The organism is Caldalkalibacillus salinus, assembly GCF_016745835.1.
Taxonomy (GTDB): Bacteria; Bacillota; Bacilli; order Caldalkalibacillales; family JCM-10596; genus Caldalkalibacillus_A; species Caldalkalibacillus_A salinus.
This window is the reverse complement of record NZ_JAERVL010000006.1, coordinates 265,876-291,760: the sequence shown is the minus strand read 5'-3', so window position 1 is coordinate 291,760 and position 25,885 is coordinate 265,876. Positions and strand designations below refer to the sequence as shown.

General features: G+C 37.9%; 23 protein-coding genes. 19 read left to right on the top strand and 4 right to left on the bottom strand.

Features of this window, described 5'->3' with window-relative positions; genetic code table 11:
- Nucleotides 1–10: 10 nt before the first annotated feature.
- From JKM87_RS07190 to JKM87_RS07175, 4 genes are read right to left on the bottom strand one after another with little or no spacing between them, the layout of a single operon-like run.
- Nucleotides 11–781 (bottom strand): SDR family NAD(P)-dependent oxidoreductase, encoded by a 771-nt coding sequence (locus JKM87_RS07190; RefSeq protein ID WP_202079472.1) that lies wholly within the window; start codon nucleotides 779–781, stop codon nucleotides 11–13.
- 21 nt (nucleotides 782–802) lie between these two features.
- On the bottom strand, nucleotides 803–1,621 hold the full coding sequence (locus tag JKM87_RS07185; RefSeq protein WP_202079470.1) for an SDR family oxidoreductase: 819 nt from the start codon (nucleotides 1,619–1,621) through the stop codon (nucleotides 803–805).
- On the bottom strand, nucleotides 1,621–2,304 hold the full coding sequence (locus JKM87_RS07180; RefSeq protein ID WP_202079468.1) for a cupin domain-containing protein: 684 nt from the start codon (nucleotides 2,302–2,304) through the stop codon (nucleotides 1,621–1,623). Before JKM87_RS07180 ends, JKM87_RS07185 begins: the two co-directional genes overlap by 1 nt.
- A 1-nt stretch (nucleotide 2,305) precedes the next feature.
- Nucleotides 2,306–2,932, bottom strand: coding sequence for a type 2 periplasmic-binding domain-containing protein (locus JKM87_RS07175; protein ID WP_202079466.1), 627 nt, complete (start codon nucleotides 2,930–2,932; stop codon nucleotides 2,306–2,308).
- Between the two features lie 346 nt (nucleotides 2,933–3,278).
- Here JKM87_RS07175 and JKM87_RS07170 point away from each other — a divergent pair, with 346 nt between their 5' ends.
- The 19 genes from JKM87_RS07170 (at nucleotide 3,279) to JKM87_RS07080 (ending at nucleotide 25,880) form a co-directional block, all read left to right on the top strand.
- On the top strand, nucleotides 3,279–4,574 hold the full coding sequence (locus tag JKM87_RS07170) for a tetratricopeptide repeat protein (RefSeq protein ID WP_202079464.1): 1,296 nt from the start codon (nucleotides 3,279–3,281) through the stop codon (nucleotides 4,572–4,574).
- Between the two features lie 1,161 nt (nucleotides 4,575–5,735).
- On the top strand, nucleotides 5,736–6,770 hold the full coding sequence (locus JKM87_RS07165; protein ID WP_202079462.1) for an LCP family protein: 1,035 nt from the start codon (nucleotides 5,736–5,738) through the stop codon (nucleotides 6,768–6,770).
- Between the two features lie 489 nt (nucleotides 6,771–7,259).
- Entirely contained in the window at nucleotides 7,260–7,697 is a 438-nt protein-coding gene (locus JKM87_RS07160) for a hypothetical protein (protein ID WP_202079460.1), read from the top strand.
- 81 nt (nucleotides 7,698–7,778) lie between these two features.
- Nucleotides 7,779–7,937 carry a hypothetical protein gene (locus JKM87_RS07155; RefSeq protein ID WP_202079458.1) on the top strand — a complete coding sequence of 53 codons (159 nt, stop codon included), beginning with the start codon at nucleotides 7,779–7,781 and terminating at the stop codon, nucleotides 7,935–7,937.
- A gap of 110 nt (nucleotides 7,938–8,047) precedes the next feature.
- Entirely contained in the window at nucleotides 8,048–9,271 is a 1,224-nt protein-coding gene (locus tag JKM87_RS07150; RefSeq protein ID WP_202079456.1) for an S-layer homology domain-containing protein, read from the top strand.
- Nucleotides 9,272–9,550: 279 nt separating this feature from the next.
- On the top strand, nucleotides 9,551–11,293 hold the full coding sequence (locus JKM87_RS07145) for an S-layer homology domain-containing protein (protein ID WP_202079454.1): 1,743 nt from the start codon (nucleotides 9,551–9,553) through the stop codon (nucleotides 11,291–11,293).
- A gap of 588 nt (nucleotides 11,294–11,881) precedes the next feature.
- On the top strand, nucleotides 11,882–12,868 hold the full coding sequence (locus JKM87_RS07140; protein WP_202079452.1) for a YveK family protein: 987 nt from the start codon (nucleotides 11,882–11,884) through the stop codon (nucleotides 12,866–12,868).
- A gap of 24 nt (nucleotides 12,869–12,892) precedes the next feature.
- Nucleotides 12,893–13,786, top strand: a complete 894-nt coding sequence (galU, locus tag JKM87_RS07135; RefSeq protein ID WP_202079450.1) for a UTP--glucose-1-phosphate uridylyltransferase GalU — start codon at nucleotides 12,893–12,895, stop codon at nucleotides 13,784–13,786.
- Nucleotides 13,787–14,044: 258 nt separating this feature from the next.
- Complete coding sequence (locus JKM87_RS07130) at nucleotides 14,045–14,680, top strand: sugar transferase (protein WP_202079448.1); 636 nt, start codon at nucleotides 14,045–14,047, stop codon at nucleotides 14,678–14,680.
- Entirely contained in the window at nucleotides 14,677–15,522 is an 846-nt protein-coding gene (locus JKM87_RS07125; protein WP_202079446.1) for an NAD-dependent epimerase/dehydratase family protein, read from the top strand. The genes JKM87_RS07130 and JKM87_RS07125 overlap by 4 nt, the downstream gene beginning before the upstream one ends.
- A gap of 32 nt (nucleotides 15,523–15,554) precedes the next feature.
- The gene (locus JKM87_RS07120; protein ID WP_202079444.1) at nucleotides 15,555–16,493 is read left to right on the top strand and encodes a glycosyltransferase family 2 protein; all 939 of its coding nucleotides are present in this window, start codon (nucleotides 15,555–15,557) and stop codon (nucleotides 16,491–16,493) included.
- 225 nt (nucleotides 16,494–16,718) lie between these two features.
- The gene (locus JKM87_RS07115) at nucleotides 16,719–17,957 is read left to right on the top strand and encodes a glycosyltransferase family 4 protein (protein ID WP_202079443.1); all 1,239 of its coding nucleotides are present in this window, start codon (nucleotides 16,719–16,721) and stop codon (nucleotides 17,955–17,957) included.
- Nucleotides 17,958–17,992: 35 nt separating this feature from the next.
- On the top strand, nucleotides 17,993–19,090 hold the full coding sequence (gene wecB / locus JKM87_RS07110) for a non-hydrolyzing UDP-N-acetylglucosamine 2-epimerase (protein ID WP_202079441.1): 1,098 nt from the start codon (nucleotides 17,993–17,995) through the stop codon (nucleotides 19,088–19,090).
- Between the two features lie 5 nt (nucleotides 19,091–19,095).
- Nucleotides 19,096–20,421 (top strand): nucleotide sugar dehydrogenase, encoded by a 1,326-nt coding sequence (locus JKM87_RS07105; protein ID WP_202079439.1) that lies wholly within the window; start codon nucleotides 19,096–19,098, stop codon nucleotides 20,419–20,421.
- A gap of 63 nt (nucleotides 20,422–20,484) precedes the next feature.
- On the top strand, nucleotides 20,485–21,048 hold the full coding sequence (locus JKM87_RS07100; RefSeq protein ID WP_202079438.1) for an N-acetyltransferase: 564 nt from the start codon (nucleotides 20,485–20,487) through the stop codon (nucleotides 21,046–21,048).
- Between the two features lie 17 nt (nucleotides 21,049–21,065).
- Nucleotides 21,066–22,196: a DegT/DnrJ/EryC1/StrS family aminotransferase gene (locus tag JKM87_RS07095; RefSeq protein WP_202079436.1), complete on the top strand. Its 1,131-nt coding sequence runs from the start codon at nucleotides 21,066–21,068 to the stop codon at nucleotides 22,194–22,196.
- A gap of 32 nt (nucleotides 22,197–22,228) precedes the next feature.
- The gene (locus JKM87_RS07090; RefSeq protein ID WP_202079434.1) at nucleotides 22,229–23,245 is read left to right on the top strand and encodes a Gfo/Idh/MocA family protein; all 1,017 of its coding nucleotides are present in this window, start codon (nucleotides 22,229–22,231) and stop codon (nucleotides 23,243–23,245) included.
- A gap of 162 nt (nucleotides 23,246–23,407) precedes the next feature.
- Nucleotides 23,408–24,724 (top strand): flippase, encoded by a 1,317-nt coding sequence (locus JKM87_RS07085; protein WP_202079432.1) that lies wholly within the window; start codon nucleotides 23,408–23,410, stop codon nucleotides 24,722–24,724.
- A gap of 4 nt (nucleotides 24,725–24,728) precedes the next feature.
- Nucleotides 24,729–25,880: a glycosyltransferase gene (locus JKM87_RS07080; RefSeq protein WP_202079430.1), complete on the top strand. Its 1,152-nt coding sequence runs from the start codon at nucleotides 24,729–24,731 to the stop codon at nucleotides 25,878–25,880.
- Nucleotides 25,881–25,885: the final 5 nt, after the last annotated feature.

The following is a 25,885-nucleotide window of genomic DNA, read 5'->3' as shown; positions in this document are numbered from 1 at the left end:
TTCACACTCCTTACACTGCTGTATAACCACCATCGACCGTTAGAGCCGTCCCCGTGACAAAAGAAGCTTGATCGGATGCTAAGTAGAGGATCGCACTCGCGACGTCTTCCGGCTGGCCTAACCGACCGATCGGATTTAATTTTGCTTTTTGAGCTTTGATTTCATCACGATTCTCAGCCCCAATGGACGTGTCTGTCATGGGTGAGTCAATAATACTTGGACAGACGCAATTTACCCGAATGTTGTCTCGAGCATAGTCACTGGCCATCGCTTTCGTGAGCATGAGGACCCCGCCTTTAGACGCGTTATAGGCCGCAATCTTAGGCCAAGCGACCAGACCACCGACGGAACTGACATTAACAATAGCGCCGCTTTTCTGCCTCAACATATGTTGTAGGGCGTGTTTGCTACATAGAAAAACACTGGTCAGATTGACGTTCATCACACGGTTCCACTCTTCTATGGACATGTTATGAATCGGTGTCGTCACTTCAATGCCGACATTATTGACTAAGATATCTAAGTGCCCAAACTGTTCGATTGTACGGGACATTAACGCCTCGCAATCCGCTTCATCCGCTACATCGGTATGTTGGAAGCTAACAGAGTAGCCTTCAGCAGCAAGCGCCGACTTGGATGTGGTCCCTAACGTCTGATTAATATCAGCGATGACGACATGGGCCCCTTGTTCAGCGAACTGCTTCACTGTGGCGAGACCGATACCACCGGCACCGCCCGTGACAATGACCACTTTATCCTCAAAAGTTTTCGTGTCTACCATTATCTCATCACCTTCTTCACTTTACATTGACCTGCGTTGGCCGCCATCAACGGAGATATTCTGTCCCGTGACGTAAGCACTTTCCGCTGAAGCGAGAAAGGCCACCAACGCTGCTACTTCCTGTGGCTGACCCACCCGGTTCATTGGAATATCCTTGATCAGTCTTGCAGTGGCATCCTCAACACTGATGTGACTCGTGTGTGCAATATGCTCACGTGCGCTGTGATAACGATCCGTTTCAATCACACCTGGATGGACACAATTAACCGTAATTCCCGTGGGGGCCAACTGATCTGCTACAGACTTGGCAGCGTTCATAATAGCAGCATTAATCATCCCGTTAAGAAACATGTCAGGATTCGGTTCCTGAGCGAAGTTACCGACAATATTAATGACACGGCCATACGCTTGCTGTTGCATGAGCGGCATCGCTTGCTTGGTCAGATCAAGATAAGGAATTAATTTATCTGCTACAGCGGATTGGATATGAGCGGGTGTCATCTCTTCGGGTCTGACACTCATTTGGCTAGGGACATTATTCACTAGAACGTGTAATTGACCCCAATGATTGGTGATCCAAGTGAATAACGCTTGCCGTACATCTTCATCTGTCATATCCCCGGGATAGAGATAAATCTCGGGGCATTCACTCCTTACTGATCGTTCAGATGGTGTTTGGCTCTCACGTGTGGCCTGAGCTTCGATTGACGCTTGAGCGTCCTTGAGCGCCCCTGCGTTTCTTGCGTTTAGAATCAATGTATAATGACGGTTGTATAACGCTTGAGCAATGGCTAATCCGATGCCTCTGCTAGCGCCAGTGACCAAACAGATCGGTCTCATCATGATCGCGTCCTGTTATATCGCGGAGGGAAGAATAGATTAATGGATTTGGACGCTTCCGCCTGTCTATTAATAGCACTATGATACTCTTTCGCTTCACAAAAGTAGGTACGACCAAAATCCATTTGGACCGTTTCATTTTCAATGGTCATCTCATAGCCGCCACCGATACAGATACCGATCTGTTCATTCCGATGACGGTGGTGTGGCATCTCACCCCCGTGGGGTGGGATATCCGCGAGCATGAGCTCAAACCATTGATTATAAAAGAAAGTCACCGCCATGCCAGGTATAAGATCTCTCGTTAACTTGGGAGCAATAAAGTAACTGTCGGTCTCAACCGTATAGGCCTCATCTTGTTTTAAGCGTTTAATGTCTACAGCGATGGTCTCCTCGCTAGATGGATTGACAGCAGAATGACGGGTCTGCGGAGGGGCCACATAAACGGATGCTAACGGTGTCAACAATTGCGTTTCCTCATCTACCGTCATCAACAACTCGCCTTGGATCACCATGCCGATCTGTACCTCTGGATGTGCATGTGCATCAACGGTGGTATGGGCGGGGACGTAGGAGATTAACACCTCTGTATCGCCTCTTCTGTAAGCGTACTGTTTGATGCCGTTTTCCCATTCCACTAACCGAGCGGGTGGAAAATAATCAGATTTTAATTGTTGTACCATGCTAGACCAGTCTCCTTTTCGTAAACATGGACCAACTCATGCGAATGGGCTCGAAGGTCATGACAAACGTGAGGTTGTATGTTTGTATCGCATTCCAATTCGTGAGGGCTAGGTTGTAATGACCTTCAGCCACTAGCTGAGCGGCTTTGCTTGTGGAACTTATCAATTTGTATTGGATAGGCTTCTCTTTTATCTTTGGTGCGCAATAGAAATCCATAAGAGATACGGGTGCTGGGTGAGATAGGACGATCTCGTTCGTAAGCGCTTCTTCATGAAAGACATAATCGTGTCTTGCAGCTAATCCATACATTGGGGTATCCATTCTGAACATATACGTTAGTTCTAGGTTAGGATTCATGTAGAATAAGTTTATCTTGGGGTAAGCGTGGGGTACGACTGCCGCATCAATGTCGCCTGTACCGAGGGTGTCTAAACACATTTCAAACGAGTCATAAAGCGTGACGTTTGCCTCATACTGTTCAAAGAAAGAACCCAAAAGGAATTGCGTCGCGGCCTCACTACTACTGCCAGAAGGTCCTAGGGTGCCAACAGTGAAGTCTTTTTTCCCATAATGATCAATAAAATGATTTAACCGATCCATCTCCGACCTCAGTGCCGTTTTTGTCATGGTGTATCACCCTTGATGCACGATCAATGGCCAGATTTCTTCTACCGTTTGTTGCCCTCCATCAGATGATGCCTTTTCTAACATCGCTGCATGTTGAAACAACCTTAAGCCCTTTACCAAAGAGATCCACTCCTTATCCATATTGTACACATCTGTTTACAAAATTGTTTGTGTTGTATACTGTGTACATAAGTTAACATTAAACCATATTTATCCACGACGTCAATATGACTTTTATACTGAATGTCACATTTGAACGCGTCGCAAAAAATGTTACATAATGTGTAGTGTGGCATTGTCACTAAGGCATATGTCTGGCAGTATAGAGAAGAAGGAGAGGACAGAGATGAAAAACATCGGCTATACAATAAAAGAACGTCGTAGACAACTGAACATGACACAGGAAGAGCTGGCCGACGGTATCGTCACCAGAAGCTATTTGTCCCGTATTGAAAGCGGTGTCATAAATGGTTCTTACGATACGTTGCAGAAGATTGCGGCAAAATTAAATACGAGTGTTGAAGCGTTGCTCGCTGGCCCTAAAAACAATGAAATGCAACTCACTGAAGTCGTACGACAAGTCAAAATGCTAGCCAACTGTGTGGAGGAAGGTCGGTTTGAGGAGGCAGAACGCATTCTTGCACGTGTAAAACCCCATGTGTCATTACACGAGTTGGACGACTATGCCCGATCACTACTGTACTGGTCAGTGGGTCTTCTACGTGCCGAACAAGGCCGCATGCAGAACGCCAAGCGCTTACTGCAGAAAAGCATCAACGTCTTGTCCGATAAACAAGAAGAGATCTACGTTGAGCGTAGACTGGTGTCTCAAATATCTCTCGCCGATATCTTACTGAAGCTAGAACATCATTACGATGCGCTTGCATTATTACAAGAGGCGTATACCGTTTCCTCTACTGAACAAATCAGCGCCAAGCACAAAATCTATCTACTGTTATGCTTAGGGATTGCACACGGTAAGTTCAGAGAATACTACTCAGCAGTAAAGTATTTGAACGAGGCTTGTGCACTGTCTGACGCATCCGGTATTTACTATAAAACGGGTCATATCAACATGGCTTTAGGGATATGTAACCGCAAGCTAGAGAATGACACGGAGGCGGAGATAAATTATAACCGTGCCCTTAACTTCTTTTCACTAGCCCATGACACCAAAAATATAGCAGCAGTGAAGCATAACCTGGGGATGTTATTAGGGATGCGAGGTGAAGTGGAGCAGGCAGAGGCGTACTTTGAGTCCAGTATGGCCCTTTTTAAGGAGTTGGATCATGGGGAAGAATATTTGAAAACGAAACTGGCCTTGGCCCAAATGTACGTCGTTCAAGACAACATTGTGGCGGCGCAAAAAGTCTGTCAGGATATTATGAACCAAGATTCCCCATACACGTCGCATCTCATAGAGGCGTATCAAACGCTAGGTGATACGTACATGCATACGGGCGATATGGCGCAAGCACACCATGCTTACACGCAGGGTAAAGTCTTAAGTCATCATGTGAAGGATCATAACAGAGAACGACAGCTCACCCTGGCCCTGGCTCATTGTCTATATAAACAAGGCAAATTTGAAGAAGCGGCCCGACATTATTACGACTCAACAGAACCCCATTTTTTGCCGTAGTGGGATTATACCAAACTGGTGCTAAAAAAGACGGTTAAGTCGGTCAGACTTGCACAACACGTCGTACCGTTTGTGGTGTCAATGGATGCGCTGGTAAACATGATAGAAGAGATGTTTGGGCTGATCGACACAAATGAATAATAGCTGAAGAAAGCATGATGAAGGGAAACGGGCATGCTGTCGTGTGCCTTTTTTTGATCTAATCTAGGTCAAAAGACTGAAAAAACTTGTGAAAAAAATGTTGAAAGTTGTGTTAATTTGATATACACTTCCTATTGGGAAGTAAAGCTACATACCATACAATCCAGCTACTAAATAAAAATGTGTCACTTTTGGTGGCACAAAGCCTTAGATCTTTCGTCGGTGCAACATTATCATAGTTATCATATTTTATTATACCCGCACCGACCAAGATTTCGGGTCATTGATAAAAAGAATGGACCGACCATGGGTCTCACTTTTGCCATCGTGAGCCATAGAAGAAGCTATTAACTGTTAGTAGTAAGGTACATAAATAATATAACAATAGCCCCCTACATATCGTGGGGGGCTTTCTCATTTACTGGTAGATAAGAATATCCTAATCGGATTATTCAAGTTCATCTTCCGTCGATAGAACGACGAAACCCCCACTATTGCCGTAGTGGGGGTTTCTTTTGGCAAAAATTTAGGTGAGTCCTGTGGTACTCAAGACTGTGATAACCTCTTTTAAAAGTATAAATCGTTCTTAACCGAATTATACCTTATAACATAAAAAAAGTGAATGATCATCTTAACAAGTCAGCACAAAAGGAATTAGTTCACATAATACCTTTTTTTACGTACACAATTTATGGCCGACCCTCAAAATGAGTCAAGACGATGAGAGCTGATTTTGGTTCTGGGATATAATAAAAACCTCTTCGTTCATACCTCTTTCTTTTACTATGTCTAAAGAAAGGAGATTATATGATAGATGGAGGAAAGGACAACGTTGCCAAGCCCTCCGCCCTCCTAATTAAATAAATCGACAATTTTGCAACAAAACCAGTTCAGCGTTGCATTCATAAGACCCAAACGGTATATTATGGAGAGTAGGACTTTCATACAAGATTATATCTTAGGCACAGGCACATATTTTAGGACTACAGTCCCTGATGACGAAGGAGAACGTGACGACACATGTTGAAAAAAATACTCTTGTGGGGCTCTATAGCCATACTATTAATAGTCATAGTAAGTGGGTTTGCGTTGTATCAAAGTTACCAAGATATGCTTAGCGAGTGGCATGTAGATGAAGACCAGAGTGAAAATACGGAAGATCCCGATTCAGATGAAGAAAAAGAACCTAAAGAGAAATTACAAGAGCCTTTTGCCCTTCTATTATACGGTATAGATCAGAGGATGGACCAAGACGACACGGGTCGACCCGATACTTTAATGTTAGCGTTAGTTGACCCAGAGGAACTGAAGGTGAAGCTGATCTCCATCCCTCGGGACAGTTATGTGGAAAAAATCCCAGGTGAGTTAAAAAAGATCAATCAAACATTTTCAATCGGTGGCGTGGAATATACCATAGAGACAATTGAAGAATGGTTAGATATCCCTATCAAAGGCTACGTGTCCATTGACTTTAATGGTTTCATTGAACTCGTTGACCTCGTTGGCGGTGTAGACGTTTATGTTGACCGAACCATCAGATATTATGATCCTGCCGATGGAACGAATATAAACTTAGATGAAGGTCAGCAGGTCCTCGACGGTAAAAACGCACTAGATTTTGTCCGTGCACGAAAAGACAATCGTGGTTCCCGTTACTACACAAGTGATTATCTTCGTATGGAGAGACAGCAACGTGTGCTAAAAGCACTGGGACACGAACTGCTTTCAGTGAGGAGCCTGACGAGAATATTTAATATGATGGATGTTGTTGGAGATAATGTCTCCACGACTCTCAAACCAAAAGAGCTAGACCGGCTCATCAGATCGTTTTATAAATTCGATATGGAGAATTTAGAAACCACCTCTATAGAAGGAGAAGGTCAGCAAATTGGGATATACTCGTACGAGATGATCCCTCAAGCGGAGATAGACCGTATTCATGAGCTCGTGCATCACTTTCTAGATAGAGAACCGTTACGAGATGAGGAGTCATCTGAGAATGCAGACTCAGAACAAGCGGACGCCGATATCAGGTACCAACATCAGCTACAGTAAAGCATACGAGAACATCGTTGAGCTCATCAACACAACAAGGGCATAAACAACACAAGCCAAATAACATAACAAAATAGTAAACGAACAAAATTAAATAACATAAACAGTGGTACAATCACATAGCAAAAACGCATGACGGCACATCAACACAAGTGCCAAGTGCCCACCCCTCCGCCCTCAGTTGGAGGGGTTTTTTCATTTAAATTATTTCATTTGTACTTTTTTATTGTACGTATTTTGGCTCTCGTGGCCCTCCGTATTAACGTTTTTAAGCCGTCTCTAGAGCTCTCCTAGACCACCCTTAGACCCTTTAAACTCCCTTACTCTGTCAATCAAACCTTCCTTAGTCCCATAACGGATTTCTGAGTATGGGATATTAGCCCTAAAATTAAAACAAGCCGACACAAAATGACATAAAGCGATCGAAAGCTTTAACCAGACAGCAGGAGAAGCCTAAAAATTAAAAAAATTGCGAAGGAGAGAGTGCAAATGAACTTACGCAAATGGATTATGGGAGGCGCAGCTTTCTTAGTACTAGCAATGGGATTTGCTGCGGCTAACGAAACTCAGGAGGATGTTGAGACAGCACCTGAAGAAGAACAACAACAAGAGGAGCAAGAAGCTCAACCAAATGCGAAAGGCAAAGAAGCAAGTGAAAAGAAAGGCGCTAACGGAAACGGTGCAGAAGCTAGCGAAAAGAAAGCAGAAAACGGCAATGGTGCAGAAGCGAGAGAGCTAAAGGCCGCTAACGGAAAAGGCGCAGAGAAGAAAGAAGAAAACGCTGGTAAAAAAGAAGAGTCCGTAACAGATGATGTATATGACGATGAAGACGAAGAGGAAGATACAGAAGAGGTTCCTGAAGAAGAGGAAGATGAAGAAGTTGAAGACAACGAAGAAGAAGAGGACACTGAAGAAGACGTGGAATAATCTTTGTATCGTTCATGTATACGAACCCCGTAAGAGCAAGCACACCGTAAGGCGTGTGCTTGCTCTTACTTTTTTAATTCTATGATAGGTGCACTAATCATGATTATTATTGGTACAGCGATAGCGAATGAAACGAGGGGAGAAGTAGAACGTGCCTTTTTAACTTTTTCCACATTTTTTATAGAAAAATTCAAACGACCCCCTCACAAAAAGTTAGGACAAGCCGAAAGCTATTTGTGAAAGCCCAGATAGACAATGAATGGCACCACAGAGTACATACTGCACCACAGACTAAAACTGTATGGGCCATCATCAATATATTAATTAAAATTAGAGGAGGAACTTAAAAAATGAATGTACGTAAGTTCGTAACAGCCGCACTTGCTTTAATACTCGTATTTGGTTCAGCATCAGCGTATGCCGATGCAAACAATGGAAATGGTAAAGGAAACGCGAAAGGCCAAGAAAAAGCACAACAAGAAGAGACAGTGACACAAGACGTGTATGAAGAGGAAGGCAACGAAGAAGAGGAAGGCACAGATGAAGAAGGGACTGAAGGCGAAGACGGATTCAGCGACATCTCAGATGATCACTGGGCAGCAGGCTTCATCAATAACGTGAGAGCAAAAGAATTATTTACAGGTTACCCTGACCACACTTTCCGCCCGAACCAACCTGTCACTCGTGTAGAAGTGATCACAACCGTTGTTCGTCTTATGGAACTTGATGATGTGGCACAAGAGCAAGACCTTGATCAAGAACTTCCATTCTCTGACGCAAAACAATTCGAGAGACATCAATCTTGGGCTAAAGGCTTTGTATTAACAGCACTAGAAGAAGGACTACTTGAAGGTGAAGATCGTATTCACGGACAACGTCCAGCGTCTCGTGCATGGGTTTCTCAAATCCTAGTAAGAGCGTTAGACCTTGAAGAGCAAGCAGAAGAAGCTTTAACTGAAACACCAGATTTCGTTGATGCAAGTGCGATCCCAGCAGGACTTAGCGGTTATGTGAACGTTGCAGCTGAGAATGAGCTTATCACTGGTTATCCTGACGGCACTTTCAAACCAAACAAAAACGTGACACGCGCAGAAATGGCTGCACTTTTAGACCGTGCAAGCGAGGATTTTGAATTCAACGCTTTTGACGTAAAAGGAACGATCGTTGAAGTAGACTTCGAGGAAGCTGATGAAGAAGCATCTGAGGAAGAAACAGTAACTGGAGATGTTTATGAAGAAGAAGGCAACGAAGAAGAGTCTGTAACGGAAGAAGTTTACGGTACGATCACAGTTGAAACTGTAGACGGAGAAGAAGTGACTTACGACGTTGCAGCTGACCTAGAAGTAAAGGCTGAAGACGATGAAGACGTAACAGCAAGTGAGCTTGAAGCTGGAGAGATCGTAGGACTCGTTGTCAAAGACGGCGTTATCGTTAGAATCGATATCTTAGACGCAGAAGCACTTGAAGTTGAAGATGACGAAGACGAAGAAGATGCTGAAGAGTCTGAGGAAGAAACAGAAGAAGATACTGAAGAGGATACAGAAGAAGACACTGAGGAAGAAGACGAAGAGTAAGATCACGTCACAGTATAGATGAATGAGAAGGCACCCCTAAGCGGGTGTCTTTTTTTGGTTTCACGCCAGTGTGCGTGCTCGTAGCTTTAACGTTATATCAAACTTGTTTTTTATATTCCTTTGGCAAATTTTTCTCCAACTCCCGACACATTTTGTTCAACAATGTCGAAATGTGTACTAGCTCCCATTTGAACACGGAGGTTTCAGTGTATGTGACTTCGTGTTTTACATAATATTGGGAGACTCGCTATAACAATCGATAAAGGAGAGGAAACACGCATGAAAAAAGGCAATTTACGTTCTGCGTTAATGTTGACGCTTGTCTTTGCCCTCGTCTTTAGCATGGCAGCTCCACTAGCTGTCGACGCAAAAGATAACAAAGGAAAAGGCAAGGATCGTCAAACCTTAGACATTGAGTACAAGGACTCAGATGAAGCGCCTTGGGCTGGGGATTATATCAACAGCATGACAGCGAAAGATATTTTCACTGGTTATACTGACGGGACGTTCCAACCGAACAAGCCCGTGACACGTGCTGAAGCTGTAGTGACAGCCGTCCGCCTCATGGGACTTGAAGAGGAAGCCCAAGAGAAAGACACAGACGTGACGTTACAATTCAAAGACACGAAACAAATTGAGAAGCAAGCGCCATGGGCTAAGGGCTACCTACTAGTCGCACTAGAAAATGGCCTTTTTGATGCAGCAGAGGACAAGCTGCAACCGAACAAGCCAGCTTCTCGTGTTTGGGTGTCAAGCTTACTTGTTCGTGCTTTAGATCTAACAGATGAAGCACTAGACGTTATGACGGAAACACCTGAATTCACAGATACAGACGAGATCCCAGCAGGTTCTGTGGGTTATGTGAACGTGGCTGTAGATTATGACCTCGTCACAGGCTACACAGACAACACGTTCAAGCCGAACAAGCCGGTGACACGTGCTGAAATGGCGGCATTACTAGACCGTACAAACGAAAACCTACTTGAGCAAGAAGGGGCTGTGTTTGTCAGCGGTGAAGTAGAGAGCGTGAGCTTTGACGTATACGAAGAAGACAGTGTTACTGACGACGTTTACGATGGTGAACTGACAGTCAAATCCTTCAGTGGAGACACATTTACATTTGGTATCTCTTCTGAGCTTCTCGTTCAATATGGAGATAAGTTCGTTCATGCTGATCAAATAGCTGAAGGTGACGCGCTAAACCTTATCGCTAGAGATGGCGTTGTAGTCGAAGCGGCGATCATCGACACGACAAACGTGGACGAAGAGGCTTTAGACATCGTAGAATTCAAGGTTGAAGGTAAGTACGAGAACGGTTCTAAAGTAGAGTGGAAATACAAGCAGAAGCATGGGAAAGTAGAAGCCAAGATTGAAGAGAAATTAAATGATAGTAAAACAGAAATCAAGGGATCAGAAGCTCAAGCGCAGTTAGAATCCGTGCTTGGAGAACTTCAACTGAATGCAGAAGATACGAAGGAAGACCTGACGAACAAAATTGTTGAGGCTCTACCAGAAGGCGACCTTGAGAAGCTTGAAGTAAAGGTAAAATTCTCCAACGGTTCTAAGTTCAAGGTGGAATGGAAAGGCTCTGAAGATAGCCAAGAGGTTATCGAAGACAAGTTTGGTATCAGAGCTTTTGAAGTGAAGGCTGAATTTGAGAACGATGCAGAAGTTGAATGGGAATATGAATTAGAAGAAGACGAAGTCAAAGCAGAAATCAAAGCAGAGTCTTCTGATGGTAAGGTAGAAGTAAAAGGACAAGAAGCACAAGAACAACTAGAAAGTTTACTAGAAGAGCTTGACCTTTCCGCTGACATGACGAAGGAAGAGCTTCTAAACGCTGTGCTTGATATCCTACCATCTGATCGTGAACTTTATGAACTCGAAATCGAAGTGACATTCACGAACGGCACATCCTATGAAATCGAGTGGGAAAATGAAGACGACGAAGATGATGAAGATGAAGATGATGACGAAGACAACGAAGATGACGATGAAGATGACGACGAGGACGAGGACTAATCTACTAGGCTAGCATGAATAAGCTTCAACAAAGAAACTTAGCTTGATATAGAGACAGTTGCTTAATGCAGTGACCTGTTCTCAGTCAGTACGTTTACCTATTAATCTATCTCTTTGAGTAAGACCCCTGCCTTTTTAAAAAGCAACAACCTAGGATGACAATGCTTGGGTTGTTGCTTGATTTTTTAAAAAATAATCTGGTAGGAGGAACGATCAAAATAGAAATAGAAAGTGTTTTAAAGTGTACCGTAGACATCAATTGACAAAATTTTAGCTATACATAGGCAACGATTGTCGATAAAATTAATAACATACCAACGATCTTAATATTTAGGGGAGCAACGAAGTTTCCAATCACAAGAAAATATGGAAAATATAAGGTTTAAATCATAAAACGATGACTGAATGTGGTATAATGGCACTCGGATAGTGACGTATTAAACGCAAAAATCAAGAATATTAGACTAAATTCTTGTATTGATGAGAAAAGATTTTAGCTCTGTTGTTTATATGATTTAACGATAGAGCTAAGACCTTTTACAGTGTTTATTCAAAGTACATAACCATTATTCTATTGGGGGAGCAGAAATGACAGAGGAACAAAACAAATTACACATGGAAGATGAAATTAGCTTAAGAGAACTCATTGAAGTGGTTTTGAATGGCAAGTGGATCATCGCGAGTGTGACAGCAATTGCTGTATTGCTCAGTGGGATCAACAGCTTCTTTATCCTAGATCCTACGTATGAGGCCAGTGCAACGGTGATGGTCACTGCAGATACAGACAATCTCAATCTCGAATCGTATGTGGCACACGTAAGCAATAATCAGGTTATGAGTGGAACAATACAACAATTAGATCATGAACAAGATATTTCTATAAATAGCCTTCGTCAAAAAGTTCGAGCAGAAATAGTAGGAGATACCAATTTGATAAGAATTTACGCGCTGGATAACAATCCAGAGCAAGCGGCACACATAGCCAACGTTGTTACATCAGAGTATATCAAGTATATGTACAACCAATCGACACAACAGCTAACACAACAATTAAAGTATGAAATCCAAATGATTAATGAGGACATAGAAATTGAACAAAATAGCTTAAAGGACATCCTAGAGAAACTGAATAAGACACCACAAATTCTTGTTACCAACAACTCACTGACTGAAGACTCATTCCTACACTCTGTTGTTACTGAAAATACGAGTTCAAACGCTGATTCAGGAAGCATACAGTATCAGAATGAGCACCTTAATCCGTTGTACCTAGACCTGCAACAAAAACAATTAGACATCGATATAAAAATAACAGAACTACAAAATAGAAAGAATAATCTTGAACAGCGAATCGCTGAGGAACAATTCGCAGTAGAGGAAAACTTATTAATTACAAGCCAGGCGGTTGAACCCGAAAGTCCAGCAAGTCCAAATAAGAAGCTGAATGTTGCCATAGCAGGAGTCTTAGGCGTAATGATCAGTGTTTTTGTTGTATTTGGTCGGTATTACTGGATAAACTCAGCGCCTCAGGTATCTCCAGTACAGAGAGATCAAAATGGTGAGGCTATTCAATAAGGGTATGATAAGGAGGTTAAGAGGATGCAAAAAGTGAGAAAAGCGATTATACCAGCAGCTGGTTTAGGCACGAGGTTTTTACCAGCGACAAAAGCACAACCAAAAGAGATGCTACCGATCGTAGATAAACCAACCATTCAATATATTGTCGAAGAAGCGGTTGCTTCAGGAATAGAAGACATTATTATTGTGACTGGTCGTGGAAAAAGAGCCATTGAAGACCATTTTGATAAATCATATGAGTTAGAAGAAACGTTATCGAGTAAGGGTAAGATTACACAATTAGAAGAAGTACAAAGTATTTCAAACTTAGCTAATATCCACTATATACGTCAGAAAGAACCTCTGGGACTTGGACATGCTATAGCTTGTGCGAGTCGGTTTATAGGCGACGAGCCGTTTGCTGTCCTATTAGGTGATGATATTGTGCATGCTTATGGGAAGCCATGCTTGAAGCAATTGATAGACGTCTATGAACGGTACAATTCATCCGTCATTGGGGTTCAGCAAGTGCCTAATGAGGATGTCTCAAAATATGGCATTATCTCAGTGAAAAATGGTGGCATAGATAAGGATTGTTATCATATTAATGATCTAGTGGAAAAACCAAGCAAAGAAGAAGCTCCTTCTAATTATGCTATTATGGGACGATATATTTTAAGGCCTGATATATTTGAAATATTAGATGAGCAGAAGCCTGGTGCTGGGAATGAAATTCAGTTGACTGATGCGATAAAAGGACTTAATGAAAAACAGATGGTTGTTGCTTATAATTTTGAAGGCGTACGCCATGATGTAGGTGATAAGTTTGGATTTATTAAGGCACAGATTGAGTTTGCGTTGGAGCGAGGAGATTTGAAAGAGGATGTTATGCAGTATATAGAAAGTGTCCTGGAAAAGGATAAAGTCATTTTGTAAGAGATTATTTTATGAACGGTATGAAGAAGTTATGTGAATGTATAGGCTTCACGTTATTTAAGTTAAGAAATTTCAAAGCAGGAATGCTAATCATAATTAGCATTCCTGCTTTAGAAAAAGCTATACAGAAGTTTGTCATGAACATGCGGTCTTTATCTGAAACAGATGAGATTTAGTGTCTTAGTAGTTGGTTGGAAAAGCGGATGATTTCCAATTAAGTCCTAATTTACTAAATAGCTTTTTTCAAGGAGTGTTACCATGTATATAAATATAAAAAGATTTATAGATATCATTCTTTCTTTAATTGGAATTATAGTACTATCTCCGCTTTATTTAGTATTACTTATACTGATTAAGCTCGATTCAAGAGGCCCCGTTTTGTTTAAACAAAAACGTGTCGGTATTAATAAAACTTATTTTAATATCTTAAAGTTCCGTACGATGAAAATTGATACGCCAAAGGATACACCGACACACCTACTAGATAACCCGGAACAATATATCACTAAAATGGGTAAGTTTCTAAGGAAAACTTCATTAGATGAGTTACCACAGATTTGGAATATCTTTGTTGGGCAGATGAGTATTATTGGGCCAAGACCTGCTTTGTGGAATCAGTATGATTTGATTGAAGAGAGAGACAAGTACGGTGCTAATGATGTTCTCCCTGGCCTAACTGGTTGGGCGCAGATTAATGGGAGAGATGAACTTCCTATTGAGATAAAAGCAAAGTTGGACGGAGAGTATGTTAGGAGACTTAGTCTTTTGATGGATGTTAAATGCTTCTTTGGAACCATTGTAAGTGTAGTGAAAAGTGATGGGATTGTGGAAGGTAGTACAGGTGCAACGGGTCAAAAGGATGTTACCAATACTAAGGAGTCAGTTACTAAATGAAAAGGATATTGATAACAGGTAAAAATAGCTATGTGGGTACGAGCCTGAAGGATTGGCTTAATAAATATCCTGATAGATATTCGGTAGATACAATTAGTTTAAGAGATGATACATGGAAGAAAAAGGATTTATCAGGATATGATGGTGTGTTTCATGTTGCTGGGATTGCACATATAAAGGAAACAAAAGAAAATGCTGATCTTTATTACAAGGTTAATCGTGATTTGGCTTACGAAGTTGCTCAAAAGGCAAGAGTTGATGGAGTTAAGCAATTTATATTTCTTAGCTCTATGAGTGTTTATGGTATAGAAATAGGAATTATAGACAAGGACACACCTGCCAAACCAATAAGTAATTACGGCAAGTCAAAGCTTGAGGCCGAGGAATTGATAAAATCTTTAGAAGGCACTGGATTTAAAGTTGCCATTATTCGTCCCCCGATGATTTATGGTAAAGGTTGTAAAGGAAATTATCCGAGACTAGCTAACCTTGCACTTAAGGTGCCTTTTTTCCCTAGCATAGAAAATAAGCGTAGTATGATTTATATCGATAACTTATGTGAATTTATAAGATTATTGATTGACGAAGCTTCTAACGGAATATTTTTCCCACAGAATAACGAATATGTATGTACTTCTGAGATGGTTAGGCTTATAGCAGAAATTCATGGAAAAGAAATTAGGATGATTAAACTATTTAATCCCATTTTAAGATTAAGTAGATCAAGTACTATTAATAAAGTATTTGGTGATTTAGTTTATGACATGAACATTTCGAATGGAATTCATAATTATAACTGCTATTTATTAAAAGAAAGTATTAGTAAATCAGAATTGAGTTGACCAAAAGTAACTCCATGTAAAGGAAGGTCTTAATGCCAAAGTTCTCTGTAGTTATTCCACTATACAATAAAAGAAATTATATAAAAGCAACAGTATTAAGTGTTTTAGAACAAACTTTTTCCGATTTTGAGGTAATAGTCGTTGATGATGAATCTAATGATGGTAGCTTGGATCAAATTAAAGATATCAAAGACAAAAGACTAAAAATAACTGAACAAAAAAACGCAGGCGTGTCTGTTGCAAGAAATACTGGAATAGACATGGCTGTTGGAGAATATATTGCATTTCTTGATGCTGATGATTATTGGCATACTTATTATTTAGACACAATAAATCAACTTATTTCTAAGTATCCAGAAAGTGATATCTTTGTGACTGCGTATAGAATCATACTTGGACCAAAAAAGGTTAATTTTTCTAGTGCTGTTGAAGAAGAATATGATGGGGTTTTATTAAGTTATTGGGAGACACTTAAAAATAAATACGAATTTGTATGGACATCTGCAACAACAATTAGAAAACAAGCAATAGTCAATGCTGGATATTTTACCCCCAATGAATTAATTGGACAAGATTTAGATTTATTTGCAAGAGTAGCACAGATAAATAAGAAGGTGGCTTACTCTACAAAGCGCTGTGTTGATTATAATAGGTCTGCAGAAAATAATGCCCGAGTAAGAGTTCGTATAGCGTACCCTAAAGCATATTTATCGGTTCTTTCACAAGAATTGAACAACCCCGAGAGAACTAGGGAAGAAAAAGAAAGTATTCTTTTAAAGTATGATAAAAAAATGATTGCATATATTTTCACTTTGATTATGTCTGGGGAAAAAACTAAAGCAAGAGAAGTAATGAGACAATGGAATCCTCCAAGTAATCGTCTTAAATATAAAGGTATGCTTAAGGTTGCTAGTAGAACTCCTGATATGATTAATAAATGGGTTTATACATTAAGGTTAAAAATATTTTAAATTTATCTTTACGTTCACTTTTGTATAGCCGGGAACATAAAAAAACAAGGTATTAGTACGACCTGACTATACGACCTTGTTTCCAAGGATGGTATTAATAAGAGTTAATCATTTTGAGGAATATATTAGTACTAGTGGATACAAGATTCACTAACTATCGAAAAGTTTATCGTACAAATTATAAATTAGAGAAAGAAAGATTAGATATAAGGAAGGTTCGATTTGATGAAAACAATATGGTTTATTAGTCATTCAGCTATGCCACCACACTTGGCTGTAAGGACTCGGACAAATAAATTTGCAAAGTATTTAACTAAAAAGGGATATAATGTTGAAATTTTTGCAGCTAGTACAATTCACAATTCAGATATAAATCTTATTAACGATAATAGTACGTTATTCATAGAAAAGGAATATGAGGGTGTTAAATATAATCATATTAGAACATCAAACTACTCAGGAAATGGTATATCAAGAATAATAAATATGCTACAATTTCCATTTCGATTAAGTAAAGTTTCTAAAAAGAAAAAAGTAAAACCTGATGTAATAATTTGCAATCCTCAGTCTGTCTTTGCTGTTATTCCGTACCTTATTTCAAAAAAGATAGATTCCAAATTTATATTGGATGTCCGTGATCTATGGACTGAATCTATTGTAGATTTTCTAGGCTATTCACAAAAAAACCCTATTATACAATTTTTATACTCTGTAGAAAAATGGGTTTTTAAGAAATCTGACAAAATAATCTTTTCAATGGAGGGTGGAAAAGACTATTTGATAGACAGAGGTATAAATAAAAAGATGTCTTTAAGCAAAGTTCATCATATAACAAATGGGTTCGACTTAGATGATTTTAATTATAATAAATTGAATTATCCTTTAAACGATGATCTTCTTGAAAATAAGGATATATTTAAAGTAGTTTATACTGGTGCTATTAGAGAAGCCAATAATATTAGTTTCTTGGTGGATACTGCTAAGGAAATTCAAAATAGTGGTATCAAAGATATACAATTTTTAATCTATGGAGAAGGTCCAGATAAAAGAAAATTAGAAGAAAGATGCAAACGTGAGAATATAAATAATATTCACTTTAAGGGACAAGTGGAAAAGAAATTTATTCCTTATATTCTATCTACCTCTAACTTAAATCTGCTTAATTATAAACAGGTAAATACATGGAAATACGGTGGTAGTCAAAATAAATTAAGTGAGTATATTGCAAGTGGAAAGCCTACATTATCATCTATTGATATGAATTATAACCAGATTAAAAAATTTAACTGTGGAAAGATATGTAGTACAAATGATCCGAATGATTTTGCTAAAGAAATAATAAGTTTTTACGAGATGTCTTCAGAAAAATATGCAGTTTATTGTAATAATGCTGAAAAAGCTTCTCAAGAACTTGATTACAAAAAGCTAGTAGATAAACTCGAAGAAATAATCTTAGAAGCATAAAATAATATCAGTCTACCTTGAAAGGATTAGGGATAATGAAAATAATTACAATAATTGGTGCTCGGCCTCAGTTTATAAAAGCAGCCCCCTTTTCTGATATTTTTCGAAGAGAAAATGAAGAAATTATAGTACACACTGGTCAACACTATGATACTAATATGTCTGAAGTTTTCTTTACAGAACTAAATATACCAAAACCTGATTATAATTTAGGTGTTGGTTCTGGTAGTCATGGCTTACAAACAGGACGTATGATTGAGAAAATTGAAGAAATAATACTAGTAGAAAAGCCTGATGGGATGCTAGTGTACGGTGATACGAATTCCACATTGGCTGGTGCTTTGGCAGCTAGTAAATTACATATTCCTGTATTTCATGTTGAAGCTGGTTTGCGTAGTTATAATAAGTTGATGCCTGAAGAGCAAAACAGAGTTTTAACAGACCACATATCTAATTTACTACTTTGTCCAACTCTAACAGCCCTTAATAACTTAAAAAAAGAAGGAATAACAGATGGCGTCTTAAATACAGGAGACATAATGTATGATGCAGTTTTAAGAAATATTGAAATTTCAGGAAGTCGTTACTCTAATGGTGTTTGGTTAACGGAGTTAAGAGAGGAAAATGAAAAGATTCCTAGCCTTAGAGAAAAAGAGTATTATCTTGCGACCATCCATCGAGCAGAAAATACTGATGATCATAAGAAGTTATTTAAGATTTTTTCTGCATTTGAAAAAATGGACAAGCCAGTAGTCCTACCAATTCATCCAAGAACACGAAAATTGATTGATAAACTAGATATTAAGTTAAATAATGTAATACTAATTAAACCTGTTGGCTACCTAATGATGTTATACCTGACAGCAAATGCATATATGGTTGTTACAGATTCTGGCGGACTTCAAAAAGAAGCATACTTTCTTAAAACACCATGCACAACTCTAAGAGAACAGACAGAGTGGGTTGAAACCCTAGAAAATGGCTGGAATGTTTTAAGTTCAATTGATATTGATAAAATCTTAAAAACAGTTAAAAGAGAGCTAGAATGCTTTCAACACCCACAACTTTTGTTATTTGGTGATGGAAAAGCTGCGAAGAATATATGTAATGCTATATTAAAAGGAGGAAAATAATATTTATGAATACTGTTACTTTAACTAGTAATTTAAAGGAAGAACTATTAAACAAAACTGCAACACTAGGCGTTATAGGGTTAGGTTATGTAGGACTACCATTAGCTGTTGAAAAAGCAAAAGCAGGATATAAAACAATTGGATTTGATGTTCAAGAATCCAAAGTGAAAATGGTTAATGAGGGGAAAAACTACATTGGTGATGTAGTTAATGAAGACCTTGAATCTCTTGTGAACTCAGGAAATTTATTAACTACTTCTGATTTTGCAAAAGTAGTACAAGCAGACTGTGTAAGTATATGTGTTCCAACTCCTTTAGATAAGTATCAACAGCCTGATCTCAGTTATGTTAAAGCCTCAGCAGAGAGTATTGTACCATACATGCATAAGGACATGTTAATAGTGTTAGAATCAACAACTTATCCTGGAACAACCGAAGAACTTTTAAAACCGATACTTGAGGAATCTGGCTTGAAATGTGGCGAGGACTTCTTCCTTGCGTATTCTCCGGAACGTGTAGATCCTGGTAACTTGAACTTTAAAACAAAAAATACACCTAAAGTAGTGGGCGGATGCACAGATAGATGCACAGATGTTGCAGCAGCTCTATATGAGAGTATTTTAGAAGCGCCTATTCATCGTGTATCTTCACCAGCAGTAGCAGAGATGGAAAAAATTCTTGAGAACATTTATAGAAATATTAATATTGGCTTAGTAAATGAACTTGCAATCCTTAGTAATAAAATGGGGATTAACTTTTGGGAAGTTGTGGACGCCGCAAAAACAAAGCCGTATGGATTCCAAGCATTCTATCCTGGACCAGGACTTGGTGGGCATTGTATTCCACTGGATCCATACTATCTTTCTTGGAAGGCACGTGAATACGGCTTTCATACATCAATGATCGAATCCTCTATGATGGTTAATGATCGGATGCCTGAATATTGCGTAGAGAGAGCAAGCAAAATCTTAAATAGATACAAGAAGGCAATGAATGGATCTAGAATCCTAGTACTTGGTGTAGCTTACAAAAAAGATATTGATGATTATAGAGAGAGTGCTGCTCTTAGGGTAATTGATGAATTAGAAAAAGAAGGGGCAGATGTTACTTATTATGATCCTTATATACCAGAGTATAATGATCATGGAAAATTTAAAAAGGGAGAAACTGAATTGACAGTTGAGCTTATTGAAAAGGTAGACTTGGTTATGATAACAGCAGATCATACAATGGTTGATTATGCCCTTGTGCAACAGCATGCAAAAGCTATTTTCGATACAAAAAATGCAATGAAAGATATAAGGAACAGAGAAAATATTGAGCTGCTATAGAAAGATTTCCATTATGACTCTTCCTTAATTAATTATTTCAAGGAATTATAAGGAGAAATTAAGATGCAGTATTTTGTACATGAAAGTAGTTATATTGATAATGATGTAAAGATTGGAGAAGGAACAAAGGTATGGCATTTTAGTCACATCCATTCTGGAGCGGAAATTGGAGAAAAGTGTTCAATCGGACAAAATGTAAATGTATCTAACAATGTAAAAATTGGCAACGGAGTAAAGGTTCAAAATAATGTTTCTGTATATGAGGGTGTAGAATTAGAGGATTATGTGTTCTGTGGTCCATCTATGGTATTTACCAATGATTTAACTCCAAGAAGTAAATATCCTAAAGGTAGTGCTGCATATAAAAGAACTTTAGTTAAATATGGTGCTTCTATAGGAGCAAACGCGACGATTGTATGTGGAAACACCATCGGTTCCTGGGCCATGATTGCTTCTGGGGCCGTTGTAACAAAAGATGTTCCAGACTATGCATTAATGGCTGGTGTTCCGGCAAAACAAATTGGTTGGGTTTGTGAATGTGGTCTTCCTTTAAAGAAAGATTATCATTGTAAAGAATGTGATAGATCTTATGAATTAAGAGAACATAGTTTAACCCAAATTAAATAAAAGGAAAGAGGTAAGGTATGCAGTTTCGTGACTTGAAAGCTCAATATACTCAGTATAAATCAGCTATTGATGATGCTATTCAAAATGTGCTGACCAGTGGCCAATATATAGGCGGTAAACCAGTAAGTGAACTTGAAAAGGAATTAGCTAAATACGTAGGGGTTAAGCATTGTATTACATGTGCAAATGGAACAGATGCTTTGTCCTTGGTTTTCATGGCTTGGGATGTAAAAGAGGGTGACGCTGTTTTCGTACCTGATTTTACTTTTTTTTCTACGGGAGAAGTAGTTTCATTTAACGGAGCGACACCAGTTTTTGTAGATGTTGATGAAAAAACATTCAATATTGATCCTGATAAGCTTAAACAATCAATTGAAAGAGTGAAAGAAGAGGGAAGGCTAAACCTTAAAGCAGTTATACCGGTTGATCTTTTTGGTCTCCCAGCTAATTATGATGAAATAGAAAAGATTGCTAAACAGTACGATTTGCTTGTTTTGGAAGACGGTGCACAAGGATTTGGTGGAAAAATTAATGGTAAAATGGCCTGCAGTTTCGGTGATGCTGCAACTACTTCTTTTTTTCCAGCTAAGCCATTAGGTTGTTATGGAGACGGTGGAGCAATCTTTACAGATAGTGATGAAACAGCAGAACTGCTTCGTTCCTATAAAGTGCATGGTAAAGGTGAAAATAAATATGACAATGTAAGGATTGGTGTTAATTCTAGACTAGATACCTTACAAGCAGCCATTTTGCAAGTAAAATTACATGCATTTAAAGAACATGAGCTAGATGGAGTAAATAGAGCTTATCAACTATATAGTGAAAAACTACAAGATATTGTAGAAACCCCTTTTATTCCAGAAGGTTATTATTCTAGTTTTGCACAATATACAATCAAGCTTGAATCAAAAGTACAACGGGATGCTTTACAAGCTAAGCTGAAAGAAAATGATATTCCAAGTATGATCTATTATATTAAACCAATGCATCTTCAACAGGCATTCGCAGATCTACCATCTGAAGAGGAAGATTTTGCTGTAACAAACAAACTTTGTGATACTGTTCTTTCACTTCCAATGCATCCATATCTAAAAGAGGAAGAAGTTACAAAAGTATGTGATGTAATACAAGAGTTTATGAATGCTTAAGATCAATATATGAAAAGGGAAGAGGTTTCGTTATGAATTTTGCAATTGTCGGATGTGGCTTTATAGCAAAAAAGCATGCAGCAGCAATTGATAACATTGATGCTGCAAGGCTCGTTGCAGTCTGTGATAAAGTTCTAGCTACAATGGAATTTTACAAAGAAGAATATGATGCAGAACCTTATACTGATTTACAACAAATGCTTGAAAAAGAGGATATTGATATAGTTTGTATTTGTACTCCAAGTGGTTTCCATGCTTCCATTGCAGTTCAAATAGCGGAAGCAAAAAAGCATATTATTGTAGAAAAACCAATTGCGATGTCAATCGAAGATACCGATAAAATAATAGATGCGTGTAACCTAAATAATGTAAAATTAGCGGTGGTTCATCCGAATCGTTTTAGACCGGTTGTTCAAGAGTTGAGGAGTATTATGGACCAGGGTTTATTAGGAAAGATTAGCCATGCTAGCTGTATAGTGAATTGGAACAGAAATCAGGATTATTATGACCAAGCTCCTTGGAGAGGTACTAAACAGCATGATGGTGGAGTACTAATGAATCAAGCAATTCACAATCTTGATTTATTGTTATGGTTTATGGGAACTCCTGAACAAGTGTTTAGTATGGAAGCAACAAGATTTAGGAATATAGAAGCTGAAGATGTGTCTGTCGGAACAATAAAATTTGATTCAGGCGCACTTGGAACCGTAGAAGCTTCAACTACTGTGTATCCTAAAAACTATGAAGAGTCTATTACAATATTCGGTGAAAAAGGTACTGTAAAAATTGGTGGTACAAACGCATTATACTTCGAACATCTTGATCTTATGGATATGTCAGAAAACGAAATAAGCGATTTGAAAGAAAGTATTAAAGCTGATCCCTGGGGAACTCCAGGTCATCATTGGATTATTGAAGATATGGTGAATGCTATTAATGAAAATCGCGAGCCTGCTGTTACTGGTGAAGACGGTAAGAATGCTCTGAAACTAGTGTTATCTTTCTATGAATCTGTTGATAAAAATCACCCCATCGAATTTAAAAACTGATAATAAGTATATATAAATTAAATAATACAAATTTTATCGTTTGTTGGTTAGTCTGTTTTTGACATCTGCAAATAATAGATTAAGCGAAAAGGTAACCAGTTTTCCCTTTAAAAGATATATAAACATAATCTTATAAACTGTGATATTTAAGAGGTATATACTTTGGCTAATTCGACATTTTTGAAAAATAGTTTTTTAACATTTACTAGAAATATAGTAGTAATAACATTAGGGCTACTAACTACTGTGCTAATTGCTAGGATTTTAGGTCCAGAAAAGCAAGGTATGTATGCCTTAATCATTTTACTGCCTAATATGCTAATGACATTTATGAATTTAGGGATTTCCTCTTCTACTGTTTATTATATTGGGAAGAGAAAGTATAGTCTGCAGACTGTGATTTCTACCAATGTTGTATTATCTGTAGCTATAAGTTTAATCTCTATAATCTTAGGTGTGGCAATAATACCACTGTTTTCTGAATCCTTTTTTGACGGTATACCGGTTATCTTATTGTTAAGTATCTTAAGTGTTTTACCTATATTGACCTTTAATAACTTTATTCAATCTTTCTTTCAAGGTACTGAGGACTTTAAAACGTTTAATATCATAGCGGTAATTGGGAAATTAGTTAATCTTATATCATTAATATTAACAATTTATCTTTTACCATTAGGTATAACTGGAGCTCTTTTTTCCTTTGTTTTAGGTAACTTAACTACCACAATTATTGTTATCTATTACATTATCAAGCAAAACTATAAAATAGTTATGAAAGATTTTTCTTATTCATATCTAAAGGATAGCTTGAAATATGGATTTAAATCACATTTGAGTAATATTCTTGCATTTCTTAATTATCGTGTTGATATGTTACTAATTTCTTTTTTCTTAGGACCGCTCCCAGTTGGTATTTACAACGTGGCTATAAATATTGCTGAAAGACTATGGATAATTTCTAAGCCGGTTGCTACTGTTATGTTTCCTAGGGTTTCTTCATCTAGTGAAAAAGAACAAAATAATTTAACTGCTGTAGTATCGAGGAATGTATTGTTTTTATCAATTATTGCAGGTATTGTACTTTACATTTTGTCAGACATAGTTATATATCTTTTATTTGGAGAGGCTTATCTAGATGCATCATTAGTTATAAAAATTTTATTACCAGGTATTACTGTGTTTTCTTGTGAAAGAATTCTTTCAAATAGTTTAGCTGGAAAAGGCAAACCGGAGATGAATTTATACACATCTATTTTTACCGTAATTTGTAATATCACATTAAATGTAATTTTAATTCCTATATATGGTTTAAATGGAGCTGCATTTTCAACATCAGCTTCGTATGTACTGTCGTTTATTATTAAAATTGTTATTTATGCACATTTTACGAAAAGTAAAATACCTAAGTTGCTTCTTATCGATCAAAATGATCTATACTTGTATAGATTCGTGTTAAAAAAAGTTATGAAAAGGAAGTAGAAATGTGAGGGTTTTAATAGTACCATCATGGTATCCAACAAACAAATCACCTAATTCAGGGATATTTTTTAAAGAGCAGGCTTTAGCGTTACAAGAGTTTGGATTGGATATTACAGTTGCTTATCCCGAAATATGGAACCTTAAAAATATTAAAAATCACAGAATAAAAAGTGGTTTTTCGAAAGACTATGAGAGTGGTGTTCTAACATACCGTATTAGAGGATATAACTTTTTCCCAAAAGTAAAGCATGCGCCAAGAGTTATATTTTATAAGAGATTAAAAAAGATACTTAAATACTACATTGAAGAAAATGGGAAGCCAGATATTTTGCATGCTCATTCCATATTATGGGGGGGGTGGGCAGCGGCACAAATATCAAAGGAGTATAATATTCCGTTAGTAATTACAGAACATTTTTCAGGGTATGGAAGAGGATTAATAAAAGATTATCAAATAAGTTTTGTAAAAGACACTTTGAATACAGCAAAGAGATTGATTGTAGTTGGTCCGGGTTTAAAAAGAGAAATGCAAAGATATGTAAGCAAAGATAAAATAATAATAATTCCCAACATAGTTGATGTAGCAAAATTTAATACATTAACCACTCCAATTTACAAAAGTAATAAATTCCGTTTCTTTAGTCTTGCCTTTTTAAATTATAATAAAGGTATTGATATACTAATTAAATCTTTTGCAAAAAGTTTTAAAGGGAATGAAAGTGTTGAATTAGTAATTGGTGGAGATGGTGATGCAATGGACGACTTAATTAAATTAGTCAGAGATGAAGGGTTAAATAATCAAGTCCACTTTTTAGGTCCTCTGTCTAGAGAACAAGTTGTATTAGAAATGCACCAATGTGACGTGTTTGTTTTGCCTAGCAGATATGAAACATTCGGTGTAGTTTATATAGAGGCCTTAGCCTGTGGAAAGCCTATTATAGCAACAAAATGTGGAGGACCAGAAATGATAGTTAATAATAATAATGGATTATTAGTAAATGTAGATGATGTTGAAGATCTAAGCAGAGCAATGGATGAAATTATTATAAATCATTCAACATATAATAGCACTTTCATAAAGAATGAATGTACGATTAATTATGGTAAAGAACATATTTCTGAAAAAATATATAATGAGGTATATAAAGATCTTTGATAGTC

Bases quoted from the DNA above. Each gene is read 5' to 3' on its own strand.
- JKM87_RS07190 (WP_202079472.1), bottom strand. From the start codon at position 781: ATGGTAGACACGAAAACTTTTGAGGATAAAGTGGTCATTGTCACGGGC.
- JKM87_RS07185 (WP_202079470.1), bottom strand. From the start codon at position 1,621: ATGAGACCGATCTGTTTGGTCACTGGCGCTAGCAGAGGCATCGGATTA.
- JKM87_RS07180 (WP_202079468.1), bottom strand. From the start codon at position 2,304: ATGGTACAACAATTAAAATCTGATTATTTTCCACCCGCTCGGTTAGTG.
- JKM87_RS07175 (WP_202079466.1), bottom strand. From the start codon at position 2,932: ATGACAAAAACGGCACTGAGGTCGGAGATGGATCGGTTAAATCATTTT.
- JKM87_RS07170 (WP_202079464.1), top strand. From the start codon at position 3,279: ATGAAAAACATCGGCTATACAATAAAAGAACGTCGTAGACAACTGAAC.
- JKM87_RS07165 (WP_202079462.1), top strand. From the start codon at position 5,736: ATGTTGAAAAAAATACTCTTGTGGGGCTCTATAGCCATACTATTAATA.
- JKM87_RS07160 (WP_202079460.1), top strand. From the start codon at position 7,260: ATGAACTTACGCAAATGGATTATGGGAGGCGCAGCTTTCTTAGTACTA.
- JKM87_RS07155 (WP_202079458.1), top strand. From the start codon at position 7,779: ATGATAGGTGCACTAATCATGATTATTATTGGTACAGCGATAGCGAAT.
- JKM87_RS07150 (WP_202079456.1), top strand. From the start codon at position 8,048: ATGAATGTACGTAAGTTCGTAACAGCCGCACTTGCTTTAATACTCGTA.
- JKM87_RS07145 (WP_202079454.1), top strand. From the start codon at position 9,551: ATGAAAAAAGGCAATTTACGTTCTGCGTTAATGTTGACGCTTGTCTTT.
- JKM87_RS07140 (WP_202079452.1), top strand. From the start codon at position 11,882: ATGACAGAGGAACAAAACAAATTACACATGGAAGATGAAATTAGCTTA.
- galU (WP_202079450.1), top strand. From the start codon at position 12,893: ATGCAAAAAGTGAGAAAAGCGATTATACCAGCAGCTGGTTTAGGCACG.
- JKM87_RS07130 (WP_202079448.1), top strand. From the start codon at position 14,045: ATGTATATAAATATAAAAAGATTTATAGATATCATTCTTTCTTTAATT.
- JKM87_RS07125 (WP_202079446.1), top strand. From the start codon at position 14,677: ATGAAAAGGATATTGATAACAGGTAAAAATAGCTATGTGGGTACGAGC.
- JKM87_RS07120 (WP_202079444.1), top strand. From the start codon at position 15,555: ATGCCAAAGTTCTCTGTAGTTATTCCACTATACAATAAAAGAAATTAT.
- JKM87_RS07115 (WP_202079443.1), top strand. From the start codon at position 16,719: ATGAAAACAATATGGTTTATTAGTCATTCAGCTATGCCACCACACTTG.
- wecB (WP_202079441.1), top strand. From the start codon at position 17,993: ATGAAAATAATTACAATAATTGGTGCTCGGCCTCAGTTTATAAAAGCA.
- JKM87_RS07105 (WP_202079439.1), top strand. From the start codon at position 19,096: ATGAATACTGTTACTTTAACTAGTAATTTAAAGGAAGAACTATTAAAC.
- JKM87_RS07100 (WP_202079438.1), top strand. From the start codon at position 20,485: ATGCAGTATTTTGTACATGAAAGTAGTTATATTGATAATGATGTAAAG.
- JKM87_RS07095 (WP_202079436.1), top strand. From the start codon at position 21,066: ATGCAGTTTCGTGACTTGAAAGCTCAATATACTCAGTATAAATCAGCT.
- JKM87_RS07090 (WP_202079434.1), top strand. From the start codon at position 22,229: ATGAATTTTGCAATTGTCGGATGTGGCTTTATAGCAAAAAAGCATGCA.